General features: G+C 39.0%; 17 protein-coding genes. 6 read left to right on the top strand and 11 right to left on the bottom strand.

The window, feature by feature from the left end:
* Positions 1–91: 91 nt before the first annotated feature.
* The 7 genes from IQ264_RS11065 to IQ264_RS11035 form a co-directional block, all read right to left on the bottom strand.
* On the bottom strand, positions 92–1357 hold the full coding sequence (locus tag IQ264_RS11065) for a glycosyltransferase family 4 protein (protein WP_193980835.1): 1266 nt from the start codon (positions 1355–1357) through the stop codon (positions 92–94).
* 206 nt (positions 1358–1563) lie between these two features.
* On the bottom strand, positions 1564–2340 hold the full coding sequence (locus IQ264_RS11060) for a sulfotransferase family protein (RefSeq protein WP_193980834.1): 777 nt from the start codon (positions 2338–2340) through the stop codon (positions 1564–1566).
* A 2-nt stretch (positions 2341–2342) separates the two neighbouring features.
* Positions 2343–5915 carry a glycosyltransferase gene (locus tag IQ264_RS11055; RefSeq protein WP_193980833.1) on the bottom strand — a complete coding sequence of 1191 codons (3573 nt, stop codon included), beginning with the start codon at positions 5913–5915 and terminating at the stop codon, positions 2343–2345.
* Between the two features lie 32 nt (positions 5916–5947).
* Positions 5948–9187: a glycosyltransferase gene (locus IQ264_RS11050; RefSeq protein ID WP_193980832.1), complete on the bottom strand. Its 3240-nt coding sequence runs from the start codon at positions 9185–9187 to the stop codon at positions 5948–5950.
* A 2-nt stretch (positions 9188–9189) separates the two neighbouring features.
* Positions 9190–10074 (bottom strand): class I SAM-dependent methyltransferase, encoded by an 885-nt coding sequence (locus tag IQ264_RS11045; protein WP_193980831.1) that lies wholly within the window; start codon positions 10072–10074, stop codon positions 9190–9192.
* A gap of 24 nt (positions 10075–10098) precedes the next feature.
* Entirely contained in the window at positions 10099–11529 is a 1431-nt protein-coding gene (locus IQ264_RS11040) for an ABC transporter ATP-binding protein (RefSeq protein WP_193980830.1), read from the bottom strand.
* A 74-nt stretch (positions 11530–11603) separates the two neighbouring features.
* Positions 11604–12449, bottom strand: coding sequence for an ABC transporter permease (locus IQ264_RS11035; protein ID WP_193980866.1), 846 nt, complete (start codon positions 12447–12449; stop codon positions 11604–11606).
* A gap of 517 nt (positions 12450–12966) precedes the next feature.
* Between IQ264_RS11035 and IQ264_RS11030 the strand changes: the two genes are divergently transcribed.
* From IQ264_RS11030 to IQ264_RS11005, 6 genes are all read left to right on the top strand, one after another.
* Positions 12967–13158, top strand: coding sequence for a DUF2862 domain-containing protein (locus IQ264_RS11030; protein ID WP_193980829.1), 192 nt, complete (start codon positions 12967–12969; stop codon positions 13156–13158).
* A gap of 17 nt (positions 13159–13175) precedes the next feature.
* On the top strand, positions 13176–14342 hold the full coding sequence (locus tag IQ264_RS11025) for an ArsA family ATPase (RefSeq protein ID WP_193980828.1): 1167 nt from the start codon (positions 13176–13178) through the stop codon (positions 14340–14342).
* Between the two features lie 21 nt (positions 14343–14363).
* On the top strand, positions 14364–15407 hold the full coding sequence (gene chlG, locus IQ264_RS11020; protein WP_193980827.1) for a chlorophyll synthase ChlG: 1044 nt from the start codon (positions 14364–14366) through the stop codon (positions 15405–15407).
* 130 nt (positions 15408–15537) lie between these two features.
* Positions 15538–15810: a hypothetical protein gene (locus tag IQ264_RS11015; RefSeq protein WP_193980826.1), complete on the top strand. Its 273-nt coding sequence runs from the start codon at positions 15538–15540 to the stop codon at positions 15808–15810.
* A gap of 4 nt (positions 15811–15814) precedes the next feature.
* Positions 15815–16177 carry a cupin domain-containing protein gene (locus IQ264_RS11010; protein ID WP_193980825.1) on the top strand — a complete coding sequence of 121 codons (363 nt, stop codon included), beginning with the start codon at positions 15815–15817 and terminating at the stop codon, positions 16175–16177.
* Between the two features lie 120 nt (positions 16178–16297).
* On the top strand, positions 16298–17170 hold the full coding sequence (locus IQ264_RS11005) for a ChaN family lipoprotein (RefSeq protein WP_193980824.1): 873 nt from the start codon (positions 16298–16300) through the stop codon (positions 17168–17170).
* Between the two features lie 303 nt (positions 17171–17473).
* On the opposite strand, the gene IQ264_RS11000 is transcribed toward IQ264_RS11005, so the two are convergent.
* The 4 genes from IQ264_RS11000 to IQ264_RS10985 all read right to left on the bottom strand — a co-directional run bounded on the left by IQ264_RS11000 (position 17474) and on the right by IQ264_RS10985 (position 20871).
* Positions 17474–18061 carry a Uma2 family endonuclease gene (locus tag IQ264_RS11000; protein ID WP_193980823.1) on the bottom strand — a complete coding sequence of 196 codons (588 nt, stop codon included), beginning with the start codon at positions 18059–18061 and terminating at the stop codon, positions 17474–17476.
* A gap of 13 nt (positions 18062–18074) precedes the next feature.
* Positions 18075–18425, bottom strand: a complete 351-nt coding sequence (locus IQ264_RS10995; protein WP_193980822.1) for a hypothetical protein — start codon at positions 18423–18425, stop codon at positions 18075–18077.
* A gap of 48 nt (positions 18426–18473) precedes the next feature.
* Positions 18474–19286: an inositol monophosphatase family protein gene (locus tag IQ264_RS10990; RefSeq protein ID WP_193980821.1), complete on the bottom strand. Its 813-nt coding sequence runs from the start codon at positions 19284–19286 to the stop codon at positions 18474–18476.
* 145 nt (positions 19287–19431) lie between these two features.
* Positions 19432–20871 carry a BCD family MFS transporter gene (locus IQ264_RS10985; RefSeq protein WP_193980820.1) on the bottom strand — a complete coding sequence of 480 codons (1440 nt, stop codon included), beginning with the start codon at positions 20869–20871 and terminating at the stop codon, positions 19432–19434.
* Positions 20872–21048: the final 177 nt, after the last annotated feature.

The raw sequence follows: 21048 nt of genomic DNA, 5'->3' as shown, positions 1-21048 counted from the left end.
CACTGTAATGCTTCTACACAACTAGGTTAGGTGATTCTGGATAATTCCCTGTAGGGGCAATTCATGAATTGCTCTTATCAGCACCTCGTTCCTAAACTTTACATTCTACGTTAGTAGCAGTTTGGGTAATTTGGGGTGGTAGAGAAGCATTTGCTACATCTTTTATGAGTTGGACGTGATGCGGGAGCAATTTTTCCAGGGAATATCTTTCTAAGGCTGTTTCTCTAGCTTTTTGGCGCAGTTGGGCCATGCGCGTCGGATGATCCAAAACTTCACTGATTCTATCAGCGATTTGTTTGGGAGAAAAGAAATCTGCTAATAATCCGTTTTCTCCATCTTGGATCACTTCTTTGACTGGTGGGGTATCTGAACCTAATACTAAGCAGCCAGTAGACATGGATTCAATCATTGACCAAGATAGGACAAAGGGGCGAGTTAAATAGATATGAACTTGGGAAGCTTGAATTACTTTTAAGTAGAGTCCATAAGGTAATGATCCGACAAAATGTACTCTGGATAAATCTAGAGGCACTTTTTTGAGCATATAGTTTTTATAAGTTTCCCCATTGGGTAAAGCTTTACCGTAACAAACTCGGTCTGACCCTACAATTACTACATGACAGTTAGGGCGGCGTTCTTGTAAGTAAGCAATGGATTCGATAAACTCAGGAAACCCCCGGTAAGGTTCCATTCCTCTTGCTACATAAGTGACAATTTCATCAATCTCTGACAAATCTACATTGGGTAAGATTAATTTTGCCCCTGGATTAGGTTTAAAGTATTCTGTGTCTACACCATCATGTAAGACGCTAATTTTATTGTGAAATTCTTTGGGAAACTGCGACCTTTGCCAATATGTGGGCGATATTCCCCAATCACAACTATATAAATCTACTAAAATCGGCGTATTTTTAATCCGAATCCGCGCCATATCATCTATACTCAAAGGGTCTGCTGGGTCAAAATCTGCATCAGACCCAATAGAATGATAAAACCATTCAAAGTAACACATTAGTTTGGCATTGGGAAAGGCATCTTTAATAAATAATGTTGGCCCCCAACCGGAATGACCGTAAACTATATCAGGGACAAATCCCTCTGCTTTCAGTTGTTCTGCTATCCGAAATACTGCTTGTCCATGCAAAACCCCATTTTCCAAGAATCTCACATAATGATGGGTTTCGGGACGGGATTCCCGACTGGGCTTAAACAATACTTTCCGAACACCGGGAATTTGCCATTCTGGATTTTCAAATTTTGTGCCAAACAGCACTTCATTGTTAGGATCTTTAGCTAAGGCTGCTGCTACATGGCGAAATTGAGCAGGAAAGTTAGGATGCAGGATCAGTATTTTCATTGCTGGAGTCAGTTCTACCTAATCAATTTTAATCTTCAATGTGTCATGCCCCGGTTCGTTGTGAGGACTTCAGTCCTCTATGCTTTACGCAGGTGCTTTTCTTAAATGACGCAGGGGGGATCTAACGCTATGATTAGTATGGTTTTGATCCCCCCAACCCCCCTTGATAAGGGGGGCTAAGAGTAGAGACGTTTCATGAAACGTCTCTACAATGTTGCGCCTGATTCCCAATTAAATTTTCCTCCCAAAAGTTCTGCAAGTTGTTGATTATATGGCTGAAAATAAGCTTGCAGTTGTTGGCGAATTTCTGGGGTAACTGCTGGGTATTCCCCGGAGTTATATTTGTCGTATTGAGAAAGTTGATAATTCGGTAACTGCAAAAATTCTAAGACTTGATTTAGTACCATATTTGGTTGATTATATAACTCTTCACTGGGCAAAATCAGAAACTGTTCTTTGGGAAAAAACTGCATCCAATGTTTGAGTTGTTCTACATAAATTCCTCTAGATAAATAGGTGTGATGTTGATGATTGTAGCTGTAATAAGTTTCATCTGCTAGCATTTTGGCAGTTTCTCCTTTTAGTCTAGCGGATTCTTGTGCGATCGCATCCTCCAACCCCAAGTTTTCAAATCCCAACCGCACTTCATGATAGTAATGTGAAATCGCCCTTTCTACCGGATTTCTTAACAACACAATCAATTTGACTTGGGGAAACAATTTGTAAATTCGCTGTGCTACCAAGGGATGAAAAATATAATAAGGACTAGCTTCCCCAGTGATGAAATTTTGAGAAACAGGTTTAAACTTTTGGCGATACCAATCTACCCCTTTAGCAAAATTAAAATCAAAAAAATGTACTTCTTTTTCGCTTGCTGGTACAATTTGCGGATGTTGAATTAGGTATTGATACAAAGATGTAGTGCCGCTTTTTTGTGCGCCAATAATAATAAAATCAGGCTGGGATTGCTGATAATTGGTCATATTTATTTTATCTCTTCTAGCACTACTTCTTTAGTTAACAACAGATGATTATGAAGGAGGTCTTTTTCATCGAATAAACGGCAAACTTTAGCGTATGCTTTGCTAGCCATTTTTGCTGACTTTTCGGTATTTTCCAAGCACTGATGAATCGCATTAGCTAAAGCTTTAGGATTACCAGGATCGACTAAATAAGCGTCATGTTCATTGGCTACCATTTCGGGAATACCAAATACATTGGTGCTGACAATTTTTAATTCAAATGCCATTGCTTCTAGGATGACTCTAGGAAAAGACTCCTCAAAGGTGGAAAATACAAAAAGATCGCTCATGGCGAAAAAGTCATAAATTTCCTTTGTTTCGTGAAAGATATGCACGTTTGGCAAATTTAATTTTTTAATTTGATGTTTGACAAAATTGAGGTAACTGGGTACGCTACCACCAACGATCGCACAATATAACTTACTCTGTAACTCTGGATATTGATTTGTTAACTCTTTGATCGCCTCGATTAAAATATGCTGTCCTTTGCGTTCGCAAATCGTTCCTACCATCAGCAGGAAGATGGCATTTCGATCGATCCCGTATTTTTCCCTGAGTTCAGTTTTACTATGGGATTGGCGGAATTGATTGATTTTTTCGATCGCCACTGCACCAGGTAAAGTGCGGAAATTATCTTGAGTATTCAAGTATTGGAATATATTAGCGGTTGTTTGCGATTGAAAAACTATTCTCGTGGCGTTGACAAAACAATCATTCAACACTTGTCTCATTGATAATTGATCGGCTTCTCCAAAACAAACTGTCAAGCTTTTTTCGGGTGCAACACTTTCGTGAATATGCCAAATACTTGGCACATTAAATAATCTGGCTAATTCTACACCCCAAGCAGTTGTCAAAGTGTTACATACCACAAGATCGAAGGAAGCTAAATCAAGACTGTTGCCTAACTTTTTCAACCGATGACGATATTCTTCTAACAATTCATCAGCTTGGGGTAAATGTTTGGGAACGATTTTTACTGGGATATTTAATTCTTCATAAAACTCCCGTAAAACTCCATCTACGGGAGAAATTACATTTATTTGATATCCCCCAACAGTAGCAAAATAACGAGCATAATTGTAAACAATTAAGGGCGCACCTTCGAGATTTAAGTTGTGACTAACCACGAGAATTTTTAATTTTCCGACTCGTTCTGTGTGGCAATAATGATAAGGATTCACTGCCATCCAGAGGTCGTCTATATTTAAATTTTCGTTGATATAGGGGTCGTGAAAATTAGGATATCTTTCTAAGAAATTCAAGTGTTCTTGATAGTTATATTCTTTACCTCTTGAGGCGCTGGTAACATGAATTAAGGTTGCTTGGGGTGTAACAACAACTCTTTTGCCTGATTGAAAAACGCGCAAACAGTAATCGACATCGTTGTATTGAACGGCGAATTTTTCTTCATCAAATCCACCTAATTCTCGGTATAAATTTGTAGAGGTTAACAGACAAGCACCTGTGACGGCGACAACGTTGCGGGCGGCGTGGGGTAAACCATTATAACCTGCCTCTTCTTTAGGTAAGCGATCGAACAAATGATCCGCTAATCCATGATGGGGGCCAACAATTACTCCGGCGTGTTGTATAGTGCGATCGGGATAATAAAGTTTCGCCCCAACTATAGCGACTCCTTCCACCGACATCCACCCTACCATATCTTCTAACCAACCGGGTGCGACGGCTTCTATATCATTATTTAAATGCAACATTAAAGGGGTATCAACATGGCTTGCCCCAATATTCATTAACCGCGCATAATTGAAAGGTTCAGTAGTTCTTCCCGAAGGAATTATTCGGCATTGAAAAACTTGTTCTCGTTCTAATTTCTGAAAGTATTCGATAGTTTTTGGCTCTTGGGAACCATCATCAACTATGATTAATTTAACGTAACGGCGATCGACAGTTCTTTTTAAACTTTCAACGCATTTTTCTAATAATTGAACTTTATCTCGCGTGGGAATTACAATAGTTACCGGATTCTCTGCCAGCAAAGAATCATCCCATTTTATTTGGTACAAACACCAACCATTTTTTTCGGCAATTGCTGGTAAAAAAGGTTTAGCTTTTAATCCTCGACGTGCGATCGCATCTGATATTCCTTGATAAGCACTATCAAAAATATACCGTTTTTGCATACCGTGAGAAGCAGTACTTTCCGCATGGCATCGCCAGTGATAACAAACTTGAGAAATATGCTTAACTTTTGCTGGTGTTGTTTGTTCGTTTACTCTTAAAAATAAATCGAGATCCTGTGCTCCTGCATATCCTTTTCGCATCCGTCCAACTTGGTCAATTAAACTTTTGCGAATTACCGTAAAATGTTGAGTAAAATTATGAGTGAGCATCATTTCTGGACTCCAATCCCCCTTAAATTGAGGGTCGTAATAACGCTCATTGTCTATCTTATCTTCATCCGTATAAATCCAATCCACATCTGGATTTTTGCTAATACATTCAGCAACGTGCAACAAGGCATCTGGCGATAACAGATCGTCGTGATCTAAAAAGCCTATATATTCACCAGTAGCTAGTTCGATCGCTGAATTAGTAGACTCAACAATGTGACCATTTTCCGAGCGAAAAACCACTTTAATGCGGGAGTCTGATTTCGCTGCTTTTTTGAGAATTTCTTTAACGTGAGGTTTAGTAGAAGCATCGTCAGCCAAGCACAATTCCCAGTTAGGATAAATTTGGGAAGTTACCGACTGAATCATCTCTTTGAGAAAGACTTCATCGGTGTTATAAATAGGAACAACGATGCTAATTTTTGCGCCAGTAAGTTTCAGTTTTTGGGCATCTTCTTTCATCTTTGCCAATAATTTTGGCGTTAGACGATTGCGATCGATCCATCGTTGATATGGATCTTGCAATTGCCAAGGATAAGTAATATTGAAATTTGCGATCGCTGCATCAGGATTAGCTTTTAACTGTAGATAATAACGCTGCAATTTCCGCACCCATTGCATTGGTGAAGCAGATAAACGTCCGTGTTTAAGTGCAGCTACAGCTTTTTTTCCTGCACCGTAAATAAACAGAACTGGATTTAAGCGTGAAGGTTTTGGCGGCGTAGGGAGAATAACTGTTACCAGGCGCGTAAAACAACAAATTCTTTCCCCATTTTCCAAAACCGCATCAATTTTAATCTTAACGGTTCCCGAAAAATTAGGGCCTAAAAAAATGTTCCAGCGAAAACCCGACAAAGCAGCATTTGGCACATCGGCAAACACCTGTGCTACATCTGGACGAGGTACACCATAAGTAATAGGTTCCTCTCCCACTTCATCTGTAGCTAACAATAGCGATCGAATCGGTGTATTGCGGCTACAAAGCCAACCAGCTACCACCAAAGTGCTGTTAAGATTAACTTCATGAGTAGTTGGAGCATCCAAACAACCCAAAAATTCGCCACTGGGAGTTACTTCAATAAAAGGTGATTTTTTAACCGAAATATCTGTCTGTTTCCCCAGTTGCAGGGTAGACTTCGTACTTTGCAGAATCGTATCAACTACACCGACAATTTTGTTCATCTTTGCTCAATTGTTTTTGGTGAAATTATTCCTTACTTCAGCCTTAGCAATGCTTTTTTTATTTTTCCGAATATACCGCTTTGGTTTTGACTAATAATTGCTTGCGCCTCTTGCAATTCTGCTTTAGTTTTTTGCCATTCTCCCTGCATTTGCTGCAACTGCAACTGCACTTTTTCCCATTCAGCGTAAATCAATTTTGTTTGTTCCTGCGCTTGTTCCCAAGCTAGATGAGTTTGTTGTAACTGAGATTGGGATTTTTCCCATTCCTCATAAATTTTTTTAATTTCTAATTGTGCTTGTTCCCATTCTGTATGAACTTGTACCGTTTGAGATTGAGATTTTTGCCATTGGGTATTAGTTTGTCGCAGTTGTGCTTGTGCTTCCTCCCAAGCTGTTTGGATGCGTTGCACTTGCGCCTGAGATTCTTTTCCTACTACTTGCACCTGTTCCCATTCAGCTTGTATTTTTTGCAGATGAGATTCTGCTTTTTCCCATTCAGAATGAGTTAATCGCAGTTCTTTTTGTGCTGCTTCCCAAGCTGTGTGAATTTTTTGCAACTCTTGATGAGAAAATTCCCCAAAAGATTGCACTTTTTTAACTTCAGATTCTGCTGCTTCCCAAGCTGTGTGAATTTTCTGAACTTCGACTTGTGCTTCTTGCCAAGCTACTTGAATTTGTTCTAATTTTTCTCGCGCTTCCTCCCAAGCAGCTTGAGCTTTTTGTAAGCGAAATTCCATGTCTTCGCTACGCAGTCTTTCTCGTAACAAAGCAGCGTCTTTTTGGGCCAAAATGTTGGCGAAATTACTCTTGTAAATATCCAAGTGTTTAGTAGATATGTAACGCACTAACTTTTCGTGATTTTCGGGAATGCGACAATAAGTAACCATCGAATCTTCTCTGACTCGATAATCAAACATGACTTCAGGAATATGATAGAACTTCCAGCCTTTAGTTGCTGCACCTAACCATAAATCCCAGTCTTCATAACCTAATTTATCGGGTATCTTATCATCATAACCGCCACAATCTATCCAAACTTGTTTCCGCAACACGGCACAGGCATCAATATAGTTACCCATTGCCAGTTTATTTATATCAAAATCTGGCACGGGCAAAATATCTTTTCTTCGCTCAAAGAATTGCACGTCTCCGTAAACAACGCCCACTTCGGGAAATTTATCGAGAATTTCGATGCTTTTTGTGAGATATTCTGGTCTAATCTTATTATCGCTGTCTAAAGGTAAGATGTAGCGCCCTCTAGCTTTGCTAATCCCTTTATTTCTCGCTCTAGCTAATCCTTGGTTATTTTGATCTATCACCAAATAACCATGATCTTTCAAATATTGTAAAACTTTTTTGGTTAACGGTTCCGTCGAACCGTCATTGACAATGATGATTTCATAAACAGCGTCTTGGCAACTTTCCACGCTAGAAATTGCTTCTAAGATAAATTCTCCTTGGTTATAGCAAGGAATCACCACTGAAACAGGAATTTCTGAGTTTTCTTCATTTGTCAATTCTGCTATTTCAGTTTCTAATTCATCTGTTGATGTAGTTGTTACTTGAGTGTGCTTCACTTCTATCAATCCTGCTAATTCCAAAGAAAAATTATCGGGTAAATCTGCTGCTGCTTCTAATTCTGCCAAAAGGCTGAAACATTCTGGATATTTATGATAGATATGTTCTACAACTGAACTCTGCCAAGGTAAATTGCTAAATATCCGCCAGTCGTAAATTTGTTTAAATTTTGCTTCCCAGTCGCTACCGTCAATGTGCAAATCAAACTTACTTTTTAATAGCTTCACTAACCGTTCTGGTTGTTCAATAATGGCACTAACATTGACTAAAATACTCTGTTCTGAATGTTCCTGATAAAACTTTAACAAATGCCGATTATAAAACGCCCAAGCTTTCAGTGCATAGTCAGGACGTTCGGCAAAAATCAAAGAATTGGGCCGAACAATTGAATTTAATACATCCCAAGGGTAGCGATAAACAAATAAGTATTTTACCCCTGGTAATAACTGATGCCAAAAGTCTAACATTAGAGTAGTGCGGGGGTCTTTCCAACCCCAAATTTCCCCTTCTTCTTGACGACTTTTGATTAATGCTTTGGCTGGTTCTGTGTATTCGGAAAATTTGCTATAATTTAGGAATTCGCTGGTTGTCCATCCCCAATCATGCCAACCGATTTCTTCGGTACGACAAGAGTTTATCAAGACTTCTCGCTGGAATTCTAAAAAGTCTAGGTCTTCAAAATAGCCTTTAACATTTAAATAGTCAGATGGGAAAAATCTTTCTCCTAAGTTTACTCCGATCGCTTGAATAAATGAAGCTACCAACGAAGTGCCTGAACGGTGCATTCCTGTTACTATTATTGGCATTTGTTTTCCAGTAGCTTTGGCTTTTGTCAATGGTTGTTTGAGCGGGTCATTTGCGATCGTAGGTTTGGCGTTCCCTGAATTAATTTTGATATCTTTTCCGAATAGTCTACTCGGTATATCGGCAGCTTTATCTAATTCTGATAGTACCGAAAAATACTCTGGATGGTTGTAACACCAAAATTCCGTTGCATGATCTGACCAATTTAAACAGTTAAATATTGTGTGGTCGTATAATTGTTGAAATTTATCTTCATTCCAGGAACTTGTCAGGTTAATTTCTAATTTATTTTCCAATAATTCAACCAGTTTATTTGGTTCATTTAACCAAGAATTTACATTAAAAAGTATGCAGCGTTCTGAATTTTGCTTGTAAAATTTGAGAAGATGGCGATTATAATAAGCCCAAATTTTCAGGGCATAATCCTGTCGTTCAGAAAATAGACTGCAATTAAGACGAAGCGTAGAATTTTCCACATCCCAAGGAAGTCTATAAACAAACAGGTATTTCGCATCGGGGAGTAACTCGTTCCAAAAATCAAGCATTAAAGTTGTACGCGGATCTTTCCACCCCCAAACGCTTAAATTTTCCTGGCGACTTTTAATTAACTCTCTAGCAGCTTCTACATATTTATGAAAATTACTGTAATCCAAAAATTCGCTAACTGTCCATCCCCAATCATGCCAACCGATTTCTTCATTACGGCAAGATTTTTTTAGAATTTCTCTTTGGAATTCTAAAAAGTCTAAGTCTTCAAAATACCCTTTGAGATTTAAATAGTCAGATGGGAACAATCTATCACCTAAGTTTACTCCGATCGCTTGAATAAATGAAGCTACCAACGACGTGCCTGAACGGTGCATTCCTGTTACTATCAACGTCAGAGACATTGTTAATTTCCTGCTTTTGTTTGAATTAAATCGGCTTTTTCAGGCCATTTTGGGGCATTTAACGCGGTTTCTACTGCTGTTGCTTTCAAGGTGACTTGTTTGCCTTTAATTGCTAAAAATGTGTTGCGGTCTGCTTCTTGGTTTAATCTTTTTCTTTCATAATTAATGATTGGGGGATTGTGACATTCATAAACTGAGGTAAAGCCAACCGATGCTAGCAAGTTATACAAAGAATAGCGGGTAAACCAAAAACTTGTTGGATTATCTAATGATGCCCACAATGATTTTTCTTTCTCCTCCGGCGTTGCTTTATCGCTGTGTTCGACATAGCTGCTACCCCAGTATTTCTGATCTTTATAAAGATAGCATTTTTCGGCGTTGGTGCTTATGTGGGTGTCTGCGATCGCCAATTTCTCACAAACCTCGGCTATACTTTCCATAAAATAAAAAGCATCGGGCAAATCCAAATGGTAAAAAATGCCCAAGCATAATACTACATCAAAACTGCCATACTTTGCTTTACTGAGATTTCTTACATCGTCTTGGACGAACTGAAGGTTATCTAAACCTAAGATATCCTTAGCGAATATTGCCTTAGCTATATTCGCTTTTCTGCCTTCTATACCTACTACTTGCGCCCCTTGTAATGCTAGTTCTATTGCATATAAACCTTCCAAGCAAGCTAAATCCAAAACCCGCAGTTTTTCCCAAGGTTTATTAACAGTGTCAGCTATCATTTGTAAGAATCTTCTTACCTTAATTTCTGAATTATTACCTCGATCGCTGATTGTATAAATTCCATTGCCAAGGTGAATGTTATGATTAGTCCATTCACCATATTCAGCAATTATTTCCTGTTGTTTAAGCTTAATAATTTCCGGTTCCATTTCAACTAGCTAAAGACAACTTATTTACAAATGTTCGCTCAAGGCAATTTCAATTTCTTCACGATGTTTTTCAGTTAAATCCGAGTTGATAGTTAAACTCGGTTTAATCATTAAGTCAACAATGCCAGTACTGTAAGAATCAACTTCTGGTTGTACCCTAAACATTGCCGCATCTATATGTCTCGACAAAAAGGTAAAATGCCCATCAACTAAACCTGTAACACCCGCATTTAAGAAGTACACTCCAGGGTTTAATAAACACTTGAAATGGAACTTAATTATCACTATTGTTTCCGGTTCTACTTGATAAATTTCTTGAGAAGAAGCAGTAAAAGAAGAACCTCCCAGTTCTAAACCGCTGACAGTTTTAATTAACATTCCAAAGCGTACTTGTTCGGCAGGCTTTAAAAAAGCGACCGAGTAGGTGTAAATGTATTCTTTTCTGCCTACCAAATTGTTGACAACTGTACCATCGAGCATGGTAATGTGAGGGTTAATTATTTTCGCTCCTCGTGGTACATAAGAAATAGTATTTTCCGGCACTAATTCTGGATCTAAAAATTCCCGAATTTCCGTCTCTACAACATTTTCCGGCACACTTTCACAGGTAGCATCAACAATTGTTTTGTTCTCAACTACCGAAATGTGCTGTTTAAATGAATCGTAGCTAACAGCGTGTTGTAATTCCCGAATTTCTTCTCGTAATGTGGTAATTTTATCTTCGGGGGCATACATTAATTTGTGATATTTATCAAGGACAAATTTCGGGTGATGGAATAGTAACTTTTCACCTCTATCCATTAAAATTGCTGCATCACAAATATCGATTACGGCACTTGCTGAGTGAGACACAAAGAGAATTGTACCACCTCTGGCGCGAAGTGATTGAATTCTCGAATAGCATTTGCGCTGAAAAGCTTCGTCACCAACTGATAGGGCTTCATCTACTATTAAAATATCCGGTTCGACGCTAGTAGCGACCGCAAAAGCTAGCCGGACAAACATTCCACTTGAATAGGTTTTTACAGGGTGGTCGATAAAATCTCCGATATCTGCAAAAGCTGCGATTTCATCGAATTTTTCGGCTATTTCTTGTTGGCTTAATCCCATCAATTGACCGTTAAAAAACACATTTTGTCTGCCAGTGAATTCTGGGTTAAAACCACTACCTAATTCTAATAGTGCGGCGACTCTGCCGTTAATATGAACTTGACCTTTGGTGGGGGTGAGAGTACCGACAATAATTTGTAATAATGTACTTTTACCAGAACCATTGCGCCCGACGATTCCCAATGTTTGCCCTTTGGGAATTTCTAAATTCAAATTTCGCAGTGCCCAAAATTCTTGACCTTGAGTTCTCCCTGGTAATAATAACTCTTTTAAGCGATCGACAGGACGAGCATAACGCTTGAAGCATTTAGAGACGTTTTGCAGAGAAATTACGATTTCAGTCATGGAATTGCCGCTATTATTAAAAACTAATTTTTCAGTGGACAAGCGAAATTTATTATGGAGTTTTTGATTTAACGTTAGAGAACATCAGCGAATGCTGGACGCAAGCGCCGATAGACCGATAAACCGCCATAAAATACAATTAAAGAGAACAGAAAAACAATTCCCCATTCTCCTAAATGCTTGACTGTGCCGCTTAAAATTAACTCTCGATAAATTTCTGCGATCGTTGTCAATGGATTCAGCCAAAATACCCATTGTCGAAACTTTTCAGGAATCACAGTAATCGGATAAACGATAGGAGTCAAATAAAACCATAAATTAGTTAAAACTCCCAAAGTTTGCGGTATATCACGCAAAAATACTGTTAATCCTGCCACTAAATAACTTAAACCCGCAGTGAAAAGTAACTGGGGAATCCAAATTAGTGGTAATAGCCAAAGGGTAAGATGAATTGTCTTTGTTGTCAGTGCGACTAAAATGATTAAAGACATCGTTCCTAGCGTACTTTCCACAAAGGCAGAAAAAACTGGCACCAATGGCAACAAAGCCAAAGGAAATACTACCTTCTTAACTAAATTAGGTTGATTAATTACCGAACTAGCGGCTGGAAATAACCCACCTACAAACGCATTCCAAGGAATTAATCCAGCGAAGATCCATAATCCAAAAGAAAGGTTGTTTTCTGGTAGTCCATGCAAGGGCAATTTGACTTTTAAAACAATAGAAAAAACGTAAGTGTAAATCAGCAATTGTGACAACTGGTTGAGTAAAGGCCACAAATTGCCCAAAACAGACCCTTTGTGCCGCGCCTCCAAGTCTCTGATTACCAGCGCCCTGAGTAGATCTAATTTAGCCCGCCATAAAGCATTAATCGGTAGCTTATTGCTCAACCTTTCTGCTTTTTGGGCAACTCCTCTCATTGACCTCAGCAATGCCTGTTTCCTCACTCACAATCAACACACCACACTCCGCGAAAACCTGATTAGTTGCTTTGGGCTTTTGTTCCCAGCCACTAAATTGGTTTTTCCTACTAAAGTTAGACAGTATAGCTTATAAAACCACAGATAAAGATTTCAGGTTTTACTTTGCAGGGTTTTACTCCTACTGGGTGAACTACACACCCTCTATCCCATTGCCTTCAAGCGGTTGAGATTGCTTTTCACCTTTGCCCACTATGTTTGAATACCTCGCCTTACCAATACCTGCTTGCTAGGACTATAGGATCAAACCGCAGCTAGCTGGCTTTTCACCACAAAGGTAAGGGTCATTGGCTCTTGTAGGTAAGGACATTTTAGCCAGGTTAATCAGGATTGTGAAGTCTACTGGCATAAAATCAATGGATAGAAAAGACTTAAACAGCCCTCCTTGTCAACAAAACCCATTGCCCAAGTGCCAGAGTACCTTTAGACTGTGTATGGTTAATAGATTGGAGTTGGAATGGAAATCGGTCAAAAAGTGCAGGTACGCCGTCTTAGGGATAGAGCCCCAGCAAACGTGATTAGTCGTTTAGGTAAGATCGGGACAATCAAAGCATTCAAAATGGTAGATGGCAGCGGAGTTGGTGTAGTTGTCCAGTTTGAGGACAATTTTACCACTTGGTTCTTTGAGGATGAATTAAAGCCCGTGTAACCGCATAAGGAAGACAAATGTCGTTAATTTTGACTTTTTTGGGCAAAGGTGGTACAGGTCGGACAACAGTTGCGATCGCAGCAGCGAAAAAGCTAGCTAGTCAGGGGAAAAGAGTTCTTCTGGCAACACAGGACACAAGTCCAGCTTTTGGTCTGCTTTTGGGTGCTACCTTAAGCTCAGATCCACAGGAACTGAGTCCCAATTTATATGGGGTTCAGTTTCAGACTTCCTTGCTGCTAGAACGCAGTTGGGAAGATGTGAAAAACCTGGAAGCGCAATACTTGCGGATGCCTTTAATTAAAGAAGTCTACGGTCAAGAATTGGGAGTCCTACCAGGAATGGATAGCGCTTTGGCTCTCAATGAGATCCGCGAGTATGATAAAAGCGGCAAGTACGATGCGATCGTCTACGATGGCATCGGCGATCAAAACACGCTGCGAATGTTCGGAATGCCAGAAATTCTCAGTTGGTATCTGCGTCGCTTCCAAACTATTTTTAGCAATTCTGATTTGGGTAAAACTCTTTTGCCCTTTCTACAACCAATTGCTAGTACAGTTCTAAATATTAACCTGACCCCTGAGAACTTGTCCCAAACTAACAAAGCCACTAATCTTTTAGAGGAAGGTAAGAAAGCAATTGCCGACCCGCATCGAGTAGCGGTTTACTTAGTAACTACAGGCGACCCAAGCAGCATTGCCACAGCTAAATATTTTTGGGGTAGTGCTCAACAAGTGGGTTTAACTGTTGGTGGGGTAATTCTCAATCAAGCGATTTTGCCGGATACGGTGGTTGCGGAAATTGCAGAAAACCTAGAACAAGTTTACGAAAAGTTCGATCGCGAATCTGCCATTACTAATACTGTAACTTCTGAATTTGCTCCCCTACAAATTAGTAATATTCCTAACCGTGTGGGTGAAGACTGGCAACCTTTAATAGATGCAATGCCTGATTTCCGCCAAGCGGCAATGGTTCCCAAACCAATGGAAATTGACTTGGCAGCAAGGCAAGTAAAATTATTCTTGCCAGGGTTTGACAAAAAGCACGTTAAACTCACCCAACATGGCCCGGAAGTTACTTTGGAAGCGGGAGATCAACGCCACAATATTGAATTACCTCCCCAACTGAGTGGACAATCAGTGAGGGGCGCAAAATTCCAAAACAGTTATTTAATTCTTTCCTTCTAACTAGAAAATCTAGTAACAGCAATGTCTGACCTCACAGAACCTGAGTTTACTCAAGAAAAAACCGAACAAATCCCAGTAGATGTTCAACCCAACATTGAGGCGGAACTAGCGCCGAGTCGCAGTGCTAAAACTCGGCAAATGCTGGGAATGAAAGGTGCGGCATCTGGGGAAACTAATATTTGGAAAATTCGCCTGCAACTGATGAAGCCGATTACCTGGATTCCCTTAATTTGGGGAGTCGTTTGTGGTGCGGCTTCTTCTGGTAACTACACCTGGACGTTAGAAAATGTCTTAATTGCGGCTGCTTGTATGTTAATGTCGGGGCCGTTGTTAGCAGGTTACACGCAAACCATAAATGATTTTTACGATCGCGAAATTGACGCAATCAATGAACCATATCGTCCCATTCCTTCCGGGGCGATTTCCATTCCTCAAGTAATCACTCAAGTTTGGGTTTTGTTATTAGGAGGAATTGGAGTTGCTTATTTGTTAGACTTGTGGGCTGGTCATACTTTCCCGACAATTACGGTTTTAGCGATCGGTGGTTCTTTCATTTCTTACATTTATTCTGCGCCACCTTTAAAGTTAAAGAAAAATGGTTGGTTGGGCAATTATGCTCTCGGTGCCAGTTACATTGCTTTGCCTTGGTGGGCAGGTCACGCATTATTTGGCGACCTGAATTCCACAATTGTAATTCTCACGCTATTCTATAGTTTAGCAGGTTTAGGAATTGCAGTTGTTAATGATTTCAAAAGTGTGGAAGGTGACAGAAAATTAGGTCTACAATCTCTGCCTGTAATGTTCGGAATCACCACCGCTGCTTGGATTTGCGTGTTAATGATTGACATTTTCCAAATTGGAATTGCTGGCTATCTCGTGTATATTCATCAGAATTTGTACGCCACAATTTTGATGTTGTTAGTAATACCGCAAATCACTTTCCAAGATATGTATTTCCTGCGCGATCCACTAAAAAATGACGTAAAGTATCAAGCAAGTGCTCAACCTTTCTTAGTGTTAGGAATGTTGGTAGCTGGTTTAGCTTTAGGTCACGCAGGAGTATAAAAAACTTTCGTTGTAAGGACTTTAGTCCTGAGTAAGACTAAAGTCTTTACAACGAACGATGCTTCATTTCTAGCTAAATAGATAAAATGTGTGATAGTACAGATTCACCATTAGTCAGCAGTAAGTAATCGTGTTTAAACTGCTTTATCCCCTAGTTAATGCAATTCAACCATTTTTAGTACCGATCTGCTTTGTTTTAGCATGGTCATTAGTATTTATGATTGCTTGGAGTTTGTTCTCAGCTTTTGCTGATAGCGTCTCTAGAGCGAAAAAAATGCACCAAATACCCTGTACAGGTTGTCAGTTTTTCACAGCTGACTATCGCCTGAAATGTACAGTGCATCCTTCAATTGCTAACACCGAAGATGCAATACATTGTAACGACTATCAAGCAAAAAAGTAAATTTATGTTAGTCAGAAAACTAAGTGAGTGTGAGGAATTTATTGCTGGAGATAATACGATTCTCCGCGAATTATTGCATCCTGATAAACAACCTTTGGCATTACGTTATAGTTTAGCACACGCCACTTTACCAGTAGGAAAAACTTCTACACTTCACTCTTTAACAACTTCCGAAGTTTACTACATTATCAGTGGTAAAGGTGAAATGCACATTAATGAAGAAACACAAATAGTAGAACCGGGAGATGCTGTTTATATTCCTCCCAATGCTAAACAGTTTATTCATAATTGTGGCAACGAACCATTAATTTTTGTTTGCATGGTAGATCCTGCATGGCGCAAAGAAGATGAAACAGTCTATGAGTAAATAAGGGAACCGGGGTATGTTTAAAACTCATTAGATATTTAGCAAACATCTAAATATTTCCTTAAATTAATCTGCGTTCATCTGCGTTTATCTGCTTTAATCTGCGTACTAAAAAAGATTATGAAACAAAACAAACTAGCCTTATTTTGCGCCTGTTTCTTAGGAATGAACTTATTGTGTATCCCAATAGCAAACGCCCAAAAAATATCTAGTCCTCTATTTCAGCAAAATTACACGCCGCAAGAATTTTTCCAGAATCTTACTAAAACAAATGTGATTTATTTAGGAGAAACTCATACTAGCGAAGCAGATCACAAAGCACAATTAGAGATTATTCAGCAGATTTATGGGAAAAAGCCGAAAATTGCGATCGCAATGGAAATGTTTCAGCGTCCTTATCAGGGGGCGATCGATCGATACCTAGCTGGAAGAATCACCGAACAAGAACTTTTAACCCAAACTGAATATCAAAAACGTTGGGGTTTTCCTTGGGAATATTACGCCCCCATTCTGCGTTTTGCTAAAGAAAATCGCATCCCAGTTTTAGCTTTAAATACTCCCAGCGAAGTCACCCGAAAAGTTTCAAGTCAAGGATTAGAAAGTCTCACGCCAGAAGAGAAAAAATACATTCCTCCTATTTCTGAAATTCGCACTGATAACGCCGAGTATCGCCAAATGTTGTCAGATGCTTTTAATCAACATCAAAAAGGTGGACATGGTGCAAGTGCAAGTTTTGAAAGATTCTTTTCTGCACAAGTTCTTTGGGACGAAACAATGGCGGAAAGCATTGCTGAATTTGTCAAAAATAATCCAAATCATACAGTAATTGTATTGGCTGGACAAGGACATTTGGTGTATGGTTATGGTATTCCGAGTCGCGTTGCTAGACGTTTAGGTAATAGTTTAGTGCAGAAAAGTATATTACTAAATTTTGATTCTGAGTTGCCTTTAAAAAAGGATCAACCCATCGCTGATTTCTTTTGGTCAAATTAACTGTCTGTTGTAAGTGCTTTAGCACTTTTCCCACTGAAGTGGGAACAACGGACTATGTATCTCTATGTCTGTTGTAAGCGCTTGAGCGCTTTTCCCACTGAAGTGGGAACAACAGACCTTTTTCTATGTCTGTTGTAAGTGCTGAAGCACTTTTCCCACTGAAGTGGGAACAACGGACTATGTATCTCTATGTCTGTTGTAAGCGCTTGAGCGCTTTTCCCACTGAAGTGGGAACAACAGACCTTTTTCTATGTCTGTTGTAAGTGCTTGAGCGCTTTTCCCACTGAAGTGGGAACAACGGACTTATTCTTCACTATCATTAAAGTTTACTTGTTCGTAGATGTCGGTGAAATTTATTTTTAAATCAATTGAAGTTAATTGTATAGTTGCATTTTCTAATTCATACTCACTTAATAACCATCTTCCATCAACTGTTTTACTATATTGCATCGCATAATATCTTGTTTGGTCAATTAAAATATACTCTTTAAATTCAGGAATCGATCGATAATAAAGAAACTTATCTCCTTGGTCGTAATTTTTAGTACTTTTAGATAAAACTTCAACAATTAATGAGGGATTTGTCACAGTAGTTGTATTTGTTCCTGTGTAAATAGGTTCGCCTTCAATTACCATTACATCAGGATAAGTGTATTGTCGATACCGAGGTATCCACAAACGAATATCACTCATATAAATGTCATATTTTCGCCCTTTCAAAGCGTATTTTAAAAAAGCGGCTACATTGAGGGCAATTTTATTATGATTAGTAGTTCCACCCGTCATTGGTACAATTTTCCCATCTCGATATTCATTTTTATATTCTGCTTTTGCTTCTAATTCTAAATATTCTTCGGGGGTGTAGTAACGTTTGAGAGTTTGCATTTCCATAATTTATCACCTATTAAGAACGGCGAAAGGCGACAGAAATACCGAGAATAGAACCTAGTGCGATCGCTACTGCTAATTTTTCCCAAGGTAGCACAAACAAAGCCACAATTCCCACCAATGAACCAAAGGATAAACCCCAAAAAAGTAGTCTCATTTTATGGGAAGAAAACTGCAATTTTTCTTCTACAGCTTGCAGAGTAATATCAATACTATCCAAATCTTGAATAATTTTTTGAATATCCTTACCTGTTTCTCTTTCTAATCTAGCAATAGCTTCTCTATCTGCTTTTACCGGAGATATTGATAATCTGAGTAAAGCTTCTTTTAAGGGATATTCTAACCTAGTTTTTAACTTATTATCCATAACTATTTCCTTTCAATAAATTAGTGATAATAAACTTCCAGTCCCCAATCACCTTTTCCCTAAAAATTCTACCAAAGGTTTAAAGGTTGGGATTAATTCTGGGCGACTGACTACTAAGGTGGGAAAAGATCGATCGCCATAATCTTCCCCCTCTTGTAACGGAAAAGGTGTATCCTCTCCTAAATTAACAAAAACACCTCCAGCAGCTTGAACAATAGGCCAAATTCCTGCTAAATCCCACACTTTTGGGGTAGTTTCCACTCCACCTAAAGCTGCACCAGTAGCAACAGAAAGAAAATCATAAGTTGTCACACCTAACATCCTTATTTTACAAGGGATATTATTTTGCAAAGCTGCTGTACTGCGGGAACAAAGATTAAAACAGTGATGATTACTCGGATCATCTTTACTAGTATGAATCGGGATATTATTCAAAAATGCGCCATTAGATTCATTACTTTGAGAATTACCATACCAATAACCGTGAAAAGATTGATTAATGTTGGGGAAATGTACATAACCAAAAATGGGCATTCCTTGGTAAAGTAAACCTAAAGAGATTCCCCAAATCGGAATTCCTCTAGTAAAATTAGTTGTGCCATCGATCGGATCTATTACCCAACACCATTCCGCACCAGAAAAGACGTGAGTTCCTTCTTCAGTTAAGACATCGTGACTGGGAAAATGGTCATAAATTGCATTTTGAATTTCTTGATCTGCCCATTTATCAGCTTGCGTTACTAAGCTACCATCAGCTTTGAAATCTGGTTTGAGTTGACCATAATCTGCTAACAATTTAGTACCAATTCTCGCGGTTGTTGTTTGAGCAAAATTATATATTTCCGTCCAAAAGTCAGCCATTCGATTTTAGATTTTAGATTTGGGATTTGGGATTTTTTCCTAGATAAATCTGGGAACTTGGTGATTGGTATTGGTTAATGGTAATTGTTCATTTACTTTACCAATCACCAAATAGTTTAAGACAATTTTGGATCAAAACTTATATTTAGTCTAGGTCGTTTTCCATGAGAGTTGCGATCGCTTCCCGAGCACTAGTACGAAATTCTTGGACATTGACTCGACTTAACAATCCAATTGCCAGCAACATTCCCACCGCTTGCAAAGCAAACACCAATCCATAAGCTAACACTGGTACTTGAAACAAAGTCCGACCTATATCCAAAACTGCGCCACCAGTTATCGTTGCTGTTCCCCTTGCCATTGCTTGAGACAATCCCCAAGCACCCACAAAAGTTCCAGCCGTCTCTGCTGCGGTTAAGTCTAACATTAAACTCAATGCCCCAGTAGTAGCAATTCCAGCAGACAAACCAAACAAAACTAATGTACCTTGAAAGACTTTGGCATTACCAGTAAATCCAGATGCAATAATCAAAATAAAGCAAACTGCCACTAATAAACAACCAAGTTTAGTAGTTCTTTGCTTACCGATGCGAGGCACAATAAAAAACCCTGTAGCACCCAAACTCATTAACATTCCAATTCCCCAAAAAGTATTTAACAAAGAAGTTTGCGGAATTGATAAACCAAACACCTCGCCACCGTAAGGTTCTAAAACAGCTTCTTGCATAAATAAGCTAATTGTCATCACCAGCAAAAAGGTAAAAAACAAACCTGTTTGCCGACTCGCTGTTAAAATTTTCAGCGATTTTCCTAAAGTAATGCTATCTTCCCTAGCGATTAAATGCGATCGAGAAGTATAGCGAGAATACTTTTTCTCAACTCCAAAAGTTGCGATTAGTGCTAGCAGAAAAACGATCGCCGGAACAACAATAAAAAACCAGCTAATTGACGATCGCACAACATCCAAAGAAGCATTATTTTCTAATCTTCTCAGTAAAATTTTGCTGGTAATACCACCTACAGCGATTCCCACAGTCATCATTGACCAGACAATCCCGATTAACTTTCCGCGATCGTCTTCATCAGAAACATCTACCAAAAGAGCGAAAAAAGGAGTAGAACTGATACTAGTTGCAATACCATACAAAGCAAAAACTAACCCAGCTAACGCAGTCCAACCAATAGTTTGAGTTGTCCAAGTCCATTGTCCAGTAGCTTGTACTAAACCACTTAATTGCCAAATAACCTGCACCGCTAAAGATAATATCAACGAAAATAAAGCAGCACCAATCCAAACATAACCTGTCCGATGAAAACCAAAAATAGTTTTGCTGTCAGACATTTGACCAAACCAAACCCTGGTTGGTGACATAAACTGAGAAATTGCTAATATTCCTGCCGTAATTGTTGCCGGAATTGCTAACTCATCAATCATGACTCGATTGAGAACTCCCAGTGTTAAAACAGCCAAAATACCCAATCCCATTTGAAATAATGCCAACCGAAACATAGTCAGCAAATTAAGTTTGGGAAGAGGCTGATTGCCTGTATTTACTTGCGAGTTAGATAAATCACTTGTTGCCATTTTTCTAAAAGTCTAATTCTAATAAGTTCACCAATCTTAAGATAATCTCAGTTCAGGCAGTAGAAGGAAAGTTTTGAGTTTGTAGGGGCGAGTGAGAGCAGAAAATTCTGCGAACACAACAGAAGAGTTGACAGCAAAACCCGCCCTTACAGAATTTTGAGTTAATTAACTTCCCCC

It is taken from the genome of [Phormidium] sp. LEGE 05292, assembly GCF_015207735.1.
Taxonomy (GTDB): Bacteria; Cyanobacteriota; Cyanobacteriia; order Cyanobacteriales; family Aerosakkonemataceae; genus Floridanema.
This window is presented reverse-complemented; position numbering and strand designations above follow the sequence as displayed.

Coding starts and splice junctions, on each gene's coding strand:
- IQ264_RS11065 (WP_193980835.1), bottom strand. CDS start 1,357: ATGAAAATACTGATCCTGCATCCTAACTTTCCTGCTCAATTTCGCCAT.
- IQ264_RS11060 (WP_193980834.1), bottom strand. CDS start 2,340: ATGACCAATTATCAGCAATCCCAGCCTGATTTTATTATTATTGGCGCA.
- IQ264_RS11055 (WP_193980833.1), bottom strand. CDS start 5,915: ATGAACAAAATTGTCGGTGTAGTTGATACGATTCTGCAAAGTACGAAG.
- IQ264_RS11050 (WP_193980832.1), bottom strand. CDS start 9,187: ATGTCTCTGACGTTGATAGTAACAGGAATGCACCGTTCAGGCACGTCG.
- IQ264_RS11045 (WP_193980831.1), bottom strand. CDS start 10,074: ATGGAACCGGAAATTATTAAGCTTAAACAACAGGAAATAATTGCTGAA.
- IQ264_RS11040 (WP_193980830.1), bottom strand. CDS start 11,529: ATGACTGAAATCGTAATTTCTCTGCAAAACGTCTCTAAATGCTTCAAG.
- IQ264_RS11035 (WP_193980866.1), bottom strand. CDS start 12,449: ATGAGAGGAGTTGCCCAAAAAGCAGAAAGGTTGAGCAATAAGCTACCG.
- IQ264_RS11030 (WP_193980829.1), top strand. CDS start 12,967: ATGGAAATCGGTCAAAAAGTGCAGGTACGCCGTCTTAGGGATAGAGCC.
- IQ264_RS11025 (WP_193980828.1), top strand. CDS start 13,176: ATGTCGTTAATTTTGACTTTTTTGGGCAAAGGTGGTACAGGTCGGACA.
- chlG (WP_193980827.1), top strand. CDS start 14,364: ATGTCTGACCTCACAGAACCTGAGTTTACTCAAGAAAAAACCGAACAA.
- IQ264_RS11010 (WP_193980825.1), top strand. CDS start 15,815: ATGTTAGTCAGAAAACTAAGTGAGTGTGAGGAATTTATTGCTGGAGAT.
- IQ264_RS11005 (WP_193980824.1), top strand. CDS start 16,298: ATGAAACAAAACAAACTAGCCTTATTTTGCGCCTGTTTCTTAGGAATG.
- IQ264_RS11000 (WP_193980823.1), bottom strand. CDS start 18,061: ATGGAAATGCAAACTCTCAAACGTTACTACACCCCCGAAGAATATTTA.
- IQ264_RS10995 (WP_193980822.1), bottom strand. CDS start 18,425: ATGGATAATAAGTTAAAAACTAGGTTAGAATATCCCTTAAAAGAAGCT.
- IQ264_RS10990 (WP_193980821.1), bottom strand. CDS start 19,286: ATGGCTGACTTTTGGACGGAAATATATAATTTTGCTCAAACAACAACC.
- IQ264_RS10985 (WP_193980820.1), bottom strand. CDS start 20,871: ATGGCAACAAGTGATTTATCTAACTCGCAAGTAAATACAGGCAATCAG.